The 11,313-nt window shown below is 59.2% G+C and carries 11 protein-coding genes and 1 tRNA gene; 10 read left to right on the forward strand and 2 right to left on the reverse strand.

Translation table 11 applies throughout. The features are described from left to right. Positions 1-90 precede the first annotated feature (90 nt). From A1355_RS01655 to A1355_RS01685, 7 genes are all read left to right on the forward strand, one after another. Positions 91-1,383 (forward strand): ammonium transporter, encoded by a 1,293-nt coding sequence (locus tag A1355_RS01655; RefSeq protein ID WP_064024333.1) that lies wholly within the window; start codon positions 91-93, stop codon positions 1,381-1,383. A gap of 73 nt (positions 1,384-1,456) precedes the next feature. Continuing rightward, on the forward strand, positions 1,457-2,221 hold the full coding sequence (locus A1355_RS01660) for an inositol monophosphatase family protein (protein ID WP_064024335.1): 765 nt from the start codon (positions 1,457-1,459) through the stop codon (positions 2,219-2,221). Then, the gene (locus tag A1355_RS01665; RefSeq protein WP_157197694.1) at positions 2,206-2,406 is read left to right on the forward strand and encodes a hypothetical protein; all 201 of its coding nucleotides are present in this window, start codon (positions 2,206-2,208) and stop codon (positions 2,404-2,406) included. Before A1355_RS01660 ends, A1355_RS01665 begins: the two co-directional genes overlap by 16 nt. Then, complete coding sequence (locus A1355_RS01670; RefSeq protein WP_064024355.1) at positions 2,399-3,928, forward strand: HAL/PAL/TAL family ammonia-lyase; 1,530 nt, start codon at positions 2,399-2,401, stop codon at positions 3,926-3,928. Before A1355_RS01665 ends, A1355_RS01670 begins: the two co-directional genes overlap by 8 nt. Further along, a complete protein-coding gene (locus A1355_RS01675) occupies positions 3,921-4,352 on the forward strand; it encodes an acyl-CoA thioesterase (RefSeq protein WP_064024339.1) in 432 nt (143 codons plus the stop codon). Before A1355_RS01670 ends, A1355_RS01675 begins: the two co-directional genes overlap by 8 nt. Further along, positions 4,340-4,921, forward strand: coding sequence for an outer membrane lipoprotein carrier protein LolA (locus A1355_RS01680; protein ID WP_197471685.1), 582 nt, complete (start codon positions 4,340-4,342; stop codon positions 4,919-4,921). The genes A1355_RS01675 and A1355_RS01680 overlap by 13 nt, the downstream gene beginning before the upstream one ends. Beyond that, positions 4,902-7,232: an MMPL family transporter gene (locus tag A1355_RS01685; protein ID WP_064024343.1), complete on the forward strand. Its 2,331-nt coding sequence runs from the start codon at positions 4,902-4,904 to the stop codon at positions 7,230-7,232. Before A1355_RS01680 ends, A1355_RS01685 begins: the two co-directional genes overlap by 20 nt. 297 nt (positions 7,233-7,529) lie before the next feature. Here A1355_RS01685 and A1355_RS26540 read toward each other — a convergent pair whose 3' ends face one another. Together A1355_RS26540 and A1355_RS01690 are read right to left on the reverse strand one after the other, a co-directional pair. Continuing rightward, positions 7,530-7,664 (reverse strand): DUF1156 domain-containing protein, encoded by a 135-nt coding sequence (locus A1355_RS26540; RefSeq protein ID WP_082885294.1) that lies wholly within the window; start codon positions 7,662-7,664, stop codon positions 7,530-7,532. Between the two features lie 589 nt (positions 7,665-8,253). Next, a tRNA-Ser gene (locus tag A1355_RS01690) sits at positions 8,254-8,344 on the reverse strand. 30 nt (positions 8,345-8,374) lie between these two features. On the opposite strand from A1355_RS01690, the gene A1355_RS01695 reads away from it, so the two are divergent. From A1355_RS01695 to A1355_RS01705, 3 genes are all read left to right on the forward strand, one after another. Beyond that, complete coding sequence (locus A1355_RS01695; RefSeq protein WP_197471686.1) at positions 8,375-9,532, forward strand: ATP-grasp domain-containing protein; 1,158 nt, start codon at positions 8,375-8,377, stop codon at positions 9,530-9,532. Between the two features lie 4 nt (positions 9,533-9,536). Further along, the gene (gene mch / locus A1355_RS01700) at positions 9,537-10,520 is read left to right on the forward strand and encodes a methenyltetrahydromethanopterin cyclohydrolase (RefSeq protein ID WP_064024347.1); all 984 of its coding nucleotides are present in this window, start codon (positions 9,537-9,539) and stop codon (positions 10,518-10,520) included. A gap of 69 nt (positions 10,521-10,589) precedes the next feature. Then, the coding region (locus tag A1355_RS01705) for an ATP-grasp domain-containing protein (protein ID WP_064024349.1) at positions 10,590-11,313 on the forward strand (724 nt) is incomplete at its 3' end.

Genomic DNA, 11,313 nt, shown 5'->3' on the forward strand with positions numbered 1-11,313 from the left:
TCGCCCTGGTTCGCGAAGACGATTCGCGGGCCAGGGCGATTTTGTCGTTTCTGGTTCTCCAAAAATTGACCTAGCAAAAATTCAACAAAAATGACAATAACAAAAAGAGTCTTCGTACTCACAGCACCGTTGTTCATCTGGCCCGCCGCCGCGTGCGCGGAGGGCATCAATCAAGCTAACACCGCCTGGGTGCTTACATCCACCGCTCTGGTGTTGTTCATGACGATACCCGGCTTGTCGCTGTTTTACGGCGGCTTGGTCCGTAGCAAAAACGTGCTATCGGTTTTGATGCAGTGTTTTGCAATTACTTGTCTGGTGTCGTTGTTATGGTTGGCAGGCGTGTACAGTCTGGTATTCGCCGACGGTGGCGACTGGCAACCGTGGCTGGGCGGCGCCGGCAAATTGTTCCTGCCGGACATGGGTATCGCTAATTTGATCGGCGATATTCCGGAAACCGTGTATTTCATGTTTCAAATGACCTTCGCGATTATCACGCCGGCCTTGATCGTCGGCGCGTTCGCCGAACGGATGAAGTTTTCGGCGATGCTCTGGTTCAGCGCTTTATGGCTGATCGTCGTCTATATGCCGATTTGCCATTGGATGTGGGGTAACGGCTGGCTGGCCGCGCTGGGTGCCAAGGACTTCGCCGGTGGGATCGTGATTCACGTCAATGCCGGCGTGGCGTCCCTGGTCTCGGCCTTGGTCATCGGCAACCGGAAAGGTTTTCCGACCGTGGCCATGCCGCCGCATAACATGACCATGGTCGTCACCGGCGCCGGCATGCTGTGGTTCGGCTGGTTTGGCTTCAACGGCGGCAGCGCCCTGAAGGCCGACGGTAGCGCCGGCATGGCGATCGCGGTGACTCATATCGCCGCCGCCGCCGGTTCGCTGACCTGGATGACCATCGAATGGCGCCGCTTCGGCAAACCCAGTGTGTTGGGCATCGTCACCGGCATGGTGGCCGGTTTAGGCACCATTACGCCGGCTTCGGGCTTTGTCGGTCCGATCGGCGGTCTGGTCATCGGCATTGTTGCCGGTATCGTTTGCTTTTATGCGACGCAATACGTGAAGCGCGGCCTGAAAATCGACGATTCGCTGGACGTGTTTCCGGTGCATGGCGTCGGCGGCTGCGTCGGCTCCATTTTGACCGGTGTGTTCGCGGCGGAAAGTTTCGGCGGCTTGGGGCTGAACGGTGTCAGCATCGCCGAGCAAGTCGGCGTGCAAGCGCTGGCGGTGTTGGTGACCATCGTTTGGAGCGCCGCGTTCAGCTATCTGGTCTTGAAGCTGCTCGACAAAACCATCGGTTTGCGGGTCAGCGAAGACGAAGAAGTCGAAGGTCTCGACATCGCGCTGCACGAAGAAACCGGTTACCACAATCTATAACTACGCCAGCGTTTGCCGGCTCGAGCGGGCGGAGACCGACTCCGCCCGTTTTCATCAACCTCAGTGGAAATTCATGCCTATCCCACTTTCCGAACTGGAAACCATCGTGCGCGCCGCCGGCGCGATTGCGATGACTTATTTCAACGATCTGGACCAATTGGCCGTCAGCAAAAAAAGCGCACGCGATCTGGTCACCGACGCCGATGTCGCGGTCGAACATTATCTGAAACAGGCCTTGACCGAAAAATGGCCGGAATACGGCTTCTGGGGCGAGGAGAGCGGCCAAACCGCCAACCAAAACCAGCGCTGGATCGTCGATCCGATCGACGGTACCCATTCGTTTTCGAAAGGCCAGTATTTTTGGGGCGTCAGCGTGGCCTTGGAAATTGCCGGCGAATTGGTGGTCGGCGCGGTGTACGGCCCGGCTCTGGACGACTACTACTGCGCGGCTAAAGGCCAAGGTGCCTGGAAAAACGGCAAGCCGATCCGGGTGTCGGACGAGACCAGTCTGGCCGCCAGCATGGTGTCGACCGGCTTCGCCTGTTTGCGCCAGTATTTGCCGGACAACAACCTGCCTCGCTTCTGCCGCATCGCCCAGGCGACCACCGGCCAGCGTCGAATGGGTTCGGCGGCATTGGATTTATGCACGGTGGCCGACGGTCAGGTCGATGCGTTCTGGGAACAGGAATTGAATTTGTACGACGTGGCTGGTGGGGCATTGGTCGTTCTAGAAGCCGGCGGCACGCTGACCGATTTTCAGGGCAATCCCGGCGTGTTTCCCAAGCAGATATTGGCCACGAACGGCAAAATTCTCGATCAGATATGGCCGTTGATGTAATGGTTACCGACATCAAGCCTAACGATGATGAAGCTGGCGGCTTGCTCCCGCGCATGAAAAACTTTGGTGTGGGAGCGGCTTCAACCGCACTGGAAGCCGCTCCGATGCGACTAGCCTGTCGGCGTTTCGAAATGGCGTCCAAGTATTTTCAGAGTCGCTATCCGGCAGAGCATGCCGATGACTAAACGGGCGGCGGTGATTTTCGACGGCACGCCGCTGAGTATCGAGGCCGTGATCGGTATCTCGCGCGGCACGGCCGCCGCGGTGTTGAGCGAGGCGGCGGAATTTATCGCCCGCATCGATCGCGGCGCCGGTTTCGTCGATACCTTGCTGGCCGAGGAAGGTTGCGTCTACGGCGTCACCACCGGCTACGGCGACTCCTGTACCGTCCCGGTGCCGGTCGAATTGGTCGGACAACTGCCGGTGCGTTTGTACCGCTTTCACGGTTGCGGTTTGGGCGAGGACTTCGATCCGGAACAAACCCGCGCCATTTTGGTCGCCCGCCTGACCAGTTTGGCGCGCGGCTACTCCGGCGTTCGCTATCGCTTATTGCAACATCTAACTTTATTGCTGCGCCGCGACATTCTGCCGTTGATCCCGCGAGAAGGCTCGGTCGGCGCCAGCGGCGATCTGACGCCGCTGTCCTATTTGGCCGCCGTGCTGGCCGGCGAGCGCGACGTGCTGTACCAAAACCGGCGTCGTTCGGTCGTCGAGGTCTACGCGGAACTGGGCATTGCACCGCTGACCTTCCAGCCCAAGGAAGCCTTGGCGATCATGAATGGCACGGCGGCGATGACCGGTCTGGCCTGTCTGGCCTTCGGCCGCGCCGAATATCTGTCCCGGCTGGCCGCGCGCATCACCAGTTTGGCGGTCACCGCAATGCAAGGTAACGCCTACCATTTCGACGCCAAATTGTTCCAGCTCAAGCCGCATCCCGGTCAGGCCAAGGTCGCGGCGCGGATTCGCACCGATTTGCAATGGCACGCCGACATGCCGCGCAACGACAGCCGCTTGCAGGATCGCTATTCGCTACGCTGTGCGCCGCATGTGATTGGGGTGTTGGAAGACGCCTTGCCCTGGTTGCGGCAACTGATCGAAACCGAGTTGAACAGCGCCAACGACAATCCGTTGATCGACGCCGACGACGAGCACGTGTTGCACGGCGGGCATTTTTACGGCGGCCACATCGCGTTGGCGATGGACACCTTGAAAACCGCCGTCGCCAATATCGCCGATTTGCTGGACAGGCAATTGGCGCAACTGGTCGATCCCAAATTCAATCATGGCCTGCCGGCCAATCTGGCGGGCGAGGTCGGCGAGTTGGCGCCGCTCAACCACGGTTTCAAGGCCGTGCAAATCGCCGCGTCGGCCTGGACTGCCGAAGCCTTGAAATTGACGATGCCGGCCAGCGTGTTCTCCCGATCCACCGAATGCCATAACCAGGACAAGGTCAGCATGGGCACGATTGCCGCCCGCGACTGCTTGCGCATCGTGGAATTGACCGAGCAGGTGGCGGCGGCGGCATTGCTGGCCAGCGTGCAAGCCGTGGAATTGCGCGGCGGCGCGCTGTTGTCCGAGCCGTTGAGCGACACCTGCGCCGATCTGCGCCGTCTGGTCGCGCCGCTGACCGAGGACCGGGCCTTGGACGGCGAATTGCGGGCCTGTCTCGACGCGATACGCAGCCAGCGCTGGTCTTTATATGACTAAGTCCGTGCTGGAAGCCGAAGTCGCCATCGATATCCCGTTTCACGATGTCGACATGATGGCCGTGGCCTGGCACGGCCACTATTGCAAATATTTCGAAGTGGCGCGCTGCGCGCTGTTGGACAAGATAGCCTACAACTATCCGCAAATGCGGGACTCCGGCTTCGCCTGGCCGCTGGTGGATATACGCATCCGCTACGTCAAACCGGCCCGCTTTGGTCAGAGGGTGCTGGTCAGAGCCCGTTTGAGCGAATGGGAGCACCGCTTGAAAATTGATTACCTGATCCTCGACCAGGCCAGCGGTGATCGCTTGACCAAGGGCTATAGCGTGCAGGTGGCCGTCGATTTAAACAGCGGCGAGCTGTGTTGGCAATCGCCGCCGGTGCTGCTCGCCAAATTGGGCTTGGTGTCGCCGTGTTCCGACTGAGCCTGGTAATGCTGATGTTGCTCGTGCCGCCGGCATGGGCCGACGACGTGTTGGACCAAGTCCGAGCGATGCTGCAACCTCAACCGATCGCGGTCGGCCATTTTCGGCAAACCAAGCAACTGGCCTTTCTGCAACAACCTTTGGTGTCCGAAGGCGAGTTCGTTTATGCCCAAAGCGGCGGCGTGATCTGGAATACCGTCAGCCCGGTCGCCTCGACGGTATTGATCGGCGGAGACCGGATGATTTCCGAGCAGGGCGAGCAAGCCCTGCCGCCCAGTTTCGGCCAATTGATACCGGCACTGTTGGGCGGCGACTTCGCTCGATTGCGGGCGGACTTCGAGATTCAAGGCAGCGTCCAGGCCCGGAGTTGGCGCTTGCAGTTCCTACCCAAGGACCCGCTACTCGCCAAGATCGTCGCCGAACTGGTACTGTCCGGCGATAGCGACTTGCGCGGCTTCGATATACTGGAAAGCGGCGGCAACCGCTCCAGTACCGTCTTCGAACACATCAGCCATCCGGCCCAACTGACGCCGGCACAGGCGGCCGAATTTGAACGTTTATCGCCCTAGGCTGTATGCGCTGATTTGGTGTCTGGCGATGACTGCGCTGGCTTGGCAGGCGGCGCGCGACTGGTCGCGGGATTGGCTGGAAACCGGTTTCATGGCCTTGCTGCCGGTCGCGGAACAACGCCCGGACGTGGCCGAGGCGATTGCCGCGCGGAATCGGCAAATCCAAGGCAAGCTGATTTGGCTGGCCGGCGCGGCGAGCGCCGATCAAGCCGTCGCCGCGATTCGGCAAGTCCACCGCGAGCTGGCGGCCAGCGGTTTGTTCGCGAGTTTGCCGCTGGAACGCGCGGCGGACGTTGCGGCGCCGGCCTATCGGCGTTGGTTTGACTATCGCTATCAGTTATTGGACGACGCCACCCGGCAAACCCTCAGCCAAGATCCTGCCAAAATCGCCGCCGAAAATCTGGCCTGGCTGTACAGTCCGGTCGGCCAATTGCAGACCGCCGGCTTGGAACGCGATCCCTGGCTACTGTTCAACCGCTATCTGCGGGCCCGGCAGCCGTTGGCGGCCAGCCTGCACCAAGGCGTCCCGCTGATCAAGCGCGACGGCCGCTACTGGGCCCTGCTGATCGGCGAATGGCCGGATAGCGACCTGAAACTGGATAAACTGGGCACCCTGCTAAGCCTCAACCAGCGGCTGACCGGGCAAATCGCCGAGCAGGGCGGCGAGTTGCTGGCGACCGGCATGCCGCTATTTACCGCCCATGGCTCGCATAGCGCTCAGCAAGAGATGTCGCTGATCGGCGGCGGATCGACGCTAGGCTTGCTGATCTTGCTCTGGGCGGCGTTCCGCGGCCCGCGGCCCTTGCTGCTGTCGTGTCTGGCGGTCGCCGCCGGCTTGTTCGCGGCTTGGGTATTGAGCCTGCAACTGTTCGGCAAGCTGCATATTCTGACGCTGGTGTTCGGTTCCAGCCTGGTCGGGGTCGTTGTCGATTATGCGCTGCATTTTTTTTGCGACGGCATGGGCTTGCCGGATTGGACGCCGCGCCAGGGCTTGGCCTATGTGTTGCCCGGCATCGGCTTCGGCCTGTTGACCAGCTTGCTGGGCTACGCCGGTTTGGGCTGGTCGCCGTTTCCCGGCTTGCGAGAAATCGCCGCGTTTTCGGCCATCGGTTTGATTGTGTCGTGGTTGACTGTCGTCGCGGTGTTTCCGTGCTTGCTGGGCGGCTTTCGCATGCCGCATCGGCCGGCCGTGTTACGGTTGACCCGTTATTGGCAGCAAGTCTGGCCGGGTTGGCTTAACCGCCATCGGGTCGCGCTGGCACTAAGCCTGGCGGTCTTGCTGGTCGGCGGCTTGACCCAATTACAGCCCAAGGACGACGTGCGCCTGTTGCAATCGGCTCCGACCAGTTTGCTGGCCGCCGACGCCAAACTCAAGCAAGTGCTGGCGATTGGCTACGACAGTCAGTTTTTTCTGGTCAGTGGCGCCGATCAAACAGAATGGCTCGCCAACGAACATCGACTGCTGGCTGGTTTAAACGGCATTCGCGGGCAGGGCGGATTGGCGGGTTACGACGCGATCAGCGCGGCTTGGCCCGATCCGGAGCGGCAGCGCGCCGATTACCGCTTGCTGCAAACCACGCTGTACGACAACGTGAGATTGAAAACCTATATGACGGGCTTGGGCTTCAGCGCCCAAGCCGCCGCCGAGGAAGCCCGCCAATTCGTCGCCGCCGAGGCAAGGGTCTTGCCGCTGGCTGATTGGCTGGCCGCCGCCGATCCCGGTCAGCGCGGCCTGTGGCTGGGTTGCGATGTCGGTGCCTGCCGTAGCGTGGTGGCATTGAGCGGCGTTGCCGATCTGGCCGGCCTCGCCGCGCTGCAAAACCTGCCAGGGGTGGCCTGGGTGGATCAGGCCGGGCAAATGTCGGCGCTATTCGCCCGTTACCGCGCGATGGTCACCGGCTTGTTGCTAGGCGTGTGCGGCTTGTTGCTGGCCGCGCTGGTCTTTAAATTGGGCTGGCGCAGCGGTTTGCAGGTCATGGCCGTGCCGGCCGTCGCGATGGCGGCGGCCTTGGCGATATTGGGCTGGCGCGGCGAATTGTTTACCTTGTTCAATCTGTTCGCGCTGATGCTGGTGCTGGAAGTCGGCGTCGATTACGCGGTGTTCTTTCATCTGGCCGGCAGCGAACGGCGCGACTCGACCGGACTCGCCGTCACCCTGTCCGCCTTCAGCACCTTGCTGGCCTACGGACTCCTGGCGCTCAGCTCGACCGCCATCGTCCACGCCTTTGGCCTGACCCTGGCGGTCGGCATCACCACCGCATTTTTACTAGCGCCGCTGGTTGGTTTCAGCGCGCGGCCGAGCCGGGCTTAACGGTTTGGGTTCGGCCGATTTTGTCGATGGAATCAGCTGACGAGTCCAAAGAGTGCTGGGACTCCGCGCGACAGTCTTTGACGATCGGTCAAATACGAGCGGGTTTAGCTGCACGCCTAGATTCCGTCGCCCAAGTCGGCGCTTCAATTCTGGAATATATCGATAGAGCAACGACGAACGGCCGCATTCCCGACTGAAACTAAAAATTCGGCGTCAGGCATATAACGACGGAATGCCAACTCTAGTTAGCCGTCTGAACCATAACCGGGGTTTCACTTTAAATCGTCGATTTTCTGTTCAAATCAATGGCGTTACTTTTAGCTGCCGGTGAGTGCTACTAAGATGCCCATGCCGAATCGATTTCTCGCGAGCAGCCGCTTCGTTAATCTTATCGAGCGGCGATTCGACTTCGTTTGTTTTAATTGGAAACATATGTTGACACCGGTTGAAAATTGACTATGTAGATCGGTAAATTCCGGCTGAAAATGGGCCACAGGCTATTAGCCTGTCCTGTCCAAACATCAGACAGGTGCTTAGAGGGTGGCAATCATGATCTTTTACGCCAAAATCAGGCGGATGGTTTTCCGCGACCAGTTGTCCATCATTGAGATTGCCAGAGATGCACGAGTCTGTTCCGCAATGCCAAGAAATGGCCGAGAATGGCGAATGGTGCCGAGCTGACTTATCAACGCCGTGCCATGCCGGCACCGAGAAGCAGGGCAATGGAGTTCATCGTTGACGGGGTGCCGACCCCTAGACCGGTGTAGTCAACGCAAATTGACAAATACAGTCTGCTATCCAACGGATTCGACACTATATCGTGAGCGCGGCGCCAAGCTCATTTTCGCGGCGCGCGGGAAAGGTTACGAAATGCCGGCACCGTGGTCGCTGGTCGGCGGGGAAGGCGTTTTTAGTCGCTGGAAATTGAATACTAAGGCGATCAATAGGGAAAAATTTCCCCATTCAGGCATAAAAAAACCGGCGGTGAAGCCGGTTTAGTATAGCGCAAGCCATTGAATTATGGCGGAGAGCTAGGGATTCGAACCCCAGGAGGGGTATAAGCCCTCAACGGTTTTCAAGACCGCCGCTTTCGACCGCTCAGCCAGCTCTCCATGAGCCGCGTATTTAACCAGAAGTTTTTTTTGAAATCTAGTATTTTTTGCGGCTTGATGACGATACGGACTCGAATCGCGGTGGCGGAATTTTCTAAGTGTTTGTTGGTAATTGCAAAATCGGCGCGGATGTTGGCGGCTTTGGCGGTCCGGGCCGGCTTCGAGGTGGTCGCCGTCGATTGCTTTGCCGATGACGATACCCGGCAAATCGCAAATCAAACTTATCGGGTGCGCTCATTGGCCTGGGACGACATCAAGCTCGCGGTAATTAACGCCCGCGGGCGCTTCCGGATTGCCGACGTCTTGTACGGGAGCGGCTTTGAAACGCATCCGGATAGTTTGATGAAGCTGGCGCGGGATTGGCGATTGCTCGGCAACCAGGCCGATACTTTTTGCCGGTTGCAGGATAAACGGGATTTTTTTGCGTTGCTGACGCGACTGGCGATACCTTATCCTCAGGTTGTTTTCCAGGCGCCGACCGAGGCGGGCGAATGGTTGCGCAAGCCTTGGCGAGGCGAGGGCGGTTTGGGCATCGCCAGATCGATGGAGTCGGAGCGGCGGGATGCGAGCGGCGAGGGGTATTGGCAACGTTACGTCGACGGCATCGCGATGTCGGCGTTGTTCGTTGCCAATGGCGAGTCGGCGCGGGTGGTGGGATGGAATCGGCAATGGCGCGCGAATTTAGGTCCGGACTTCGCGTTTGTGTTTGCCGGTGCCGTCGGCTCGGTACCGATACCGAGTGAGGTGTCGCAAGCCTTGCGAACAGTCGTGGTCCAATTAACGGCTGAATACGGTTTGCGCGGCCTGAACAGTTTGGATTTTATGTTGGTACCCGACGGTTTTCGGGTGTTGGAACTCAATCCCCGCGTGTCGGCTAGCGCTCAGCTTTACGGCGACGATTTGCTGGTATCGCATCTGCGCGGAAGTCTTGGATTGTCGCTGGATAATGTCGCATCGGCACCGGTGTCCAAGGCGGTGCGTACCGTGTTCGCTGATCGGAATCTCCGTGTCGCCGACGGTTTTTCTTGGCCGGACTGGGTCGTGGATAGGCCGCCAGGCGGCGCTTTTTTTGGCGCGGGCCAGCCGATATGCAGTATTATTGCGGCCGGTAAAAATTCGGGCCTGGCGATGCTGCAGTTGCGCCGCCGGTTACACATTCTCGGAACATTATTGGAAACAGGTCGTTAATCTCATGCAATATCAGGCAAGCGTCAATAAACTTACCCAGCCCTTGGTTCAAACATTGTTGGATAACGCCGACAAGCTGCGCTTGGGTGTCGAGCGCTTGGAAAACGGTTGCACGATTATCGACGCCGGAATCAATGTACCAGGCGGTTTGGAAGCCGGGCGAATCATCACCGAGATTTGCATGGGCGGCATGGGTACCGCGACGATTTCGCAGAGTTCCTACACCGCGCATTGGCCGCTGACGATCAATGTCCATGCAACCAATCCGGTATTGTCCTGTTTGGGTAGCCAGTATGCCGGGTGGAGTTTGTCGCACGGCAAATATTATGCTTTGGGCTCCGGCCCGGCGCGGGCGCTGGCCACCAAGATCAAGGACGGCGTGGTCGAACCGGTCGAAGAACTGTACAAAGAGCTGGAATATCGGGATGTCGCCGAGCGCGCGGTTCTGGTAATCGAAAACGATGCGGTCCCGCCGCTCGAAATCGTCGAGAAGGTTGCAGCCGCGTGCGGTCTGGCGCCGTCAGCCTTGACCATCATCGTCACGCCGACCAGTAGTCTGGCCGGCGGCGTGCAAGTTGTCGGCCGGGTTTTGGAAGTGGCGATGCACAAGGCTCATGCCTTGCACTTCCCACTGGAAAACATCTTCGACGGTTCCGGTAGCGCGCCGATTTGCCCGCCGCATCCGAATTTCGTCAAGGCGATGGGACGTACCAACGATGCGATTTTGTTCGCCGGTCAAGTCCATTTGTTCGTGAAAGGCAGTGACGAAGCCGCCGAAAAACTGGCTAAAGAGTTGCCCAGTTCCACGTCGAAAGACTATGGCAAACCGTTTGCAGAGATTTTCAAGGCTTACGAATACGATTTTTTCAAAATCGACGCGATGTTGTTCAGTCCGGCCAGCGTGATCGTCACGGCGGTCGACTCCGGCAAAAGTTTCCGGGCCGGCCAACTGGATAACGCGCTGTTGGACCTATCTTTCGGCCTCTAAGCCTTTTTCCTTTCGTTCTAACAACGCGGCTTCCAGCCGCGTTTCCGTTTTTTACGTCCTTAAATTATTTTGCATCGAATCGCGATTATCACTGACGACCCCGGCTGGCATGGCAAGCAATTGACCCACGCTTTCGCCGGTCTGGGCTATTCCGCCGACTTCGTGTCACTCACGGCATGCAGTTTCCAATTGACCAACTCGGGTCTGCCGATCGCGTTGCCCGGCTACCCTGATCGCTTGCCGCGCGCGGTGTTCGTGCGCGGCGTGCCGGGCGGTTCGCTGGAAGAAGTGGTGTTTTACCTGGATATCTTGCACGCGCTGAAAATTGCCGGCGTGCCGGTGTACAACGACGCCGGGGCGGTCGAACGCAGCGTCGACAAAGGCATGACCAGCTTTTTACTACAACAGGCCGGTCTGCCTACCGCCACCACCTGGGTGACTCGCAACCGCGAACAGGCGCTGGCGGTTGCGGAACAGGAGTTGCGCGACGGCCATTTTCTGATCAGCAAGCCCTTGTTCGGTTCGCAAGGCGAGGGCATTCGCCGCATCGAAAAATCCACCGACTTGTTGTGGTTGACCGGCAGTCGCGGCATTTATTATTTGCAACGTTTTATCGAGTGCGACGGCGAGGGTTACTCGGATATTCGGGTCTTTGTCGTCAACGGTCGTGCGGTAGCCGGCATGCGGCGGCGCGGGATTTCCTGGTTGAACAACGTGGCGCGGGGCGCTACCTGCGAATGCATCGAATTGGACGAGGCTTTGGCGGCCTTGGCGGTCGCGGCGACCGAAACTC

The sequence above is a fragment of the Methylomonas koyamae genome (assembly GCF_001644025.1).
GTDB classification, from domain to species: domain Bacteria; phylum Pseudomonadota; class Gammaproteobacteria; order Methylococcales; family Methylomonadaceae; genus Methylomonas; species Methylomonas koyamae_A.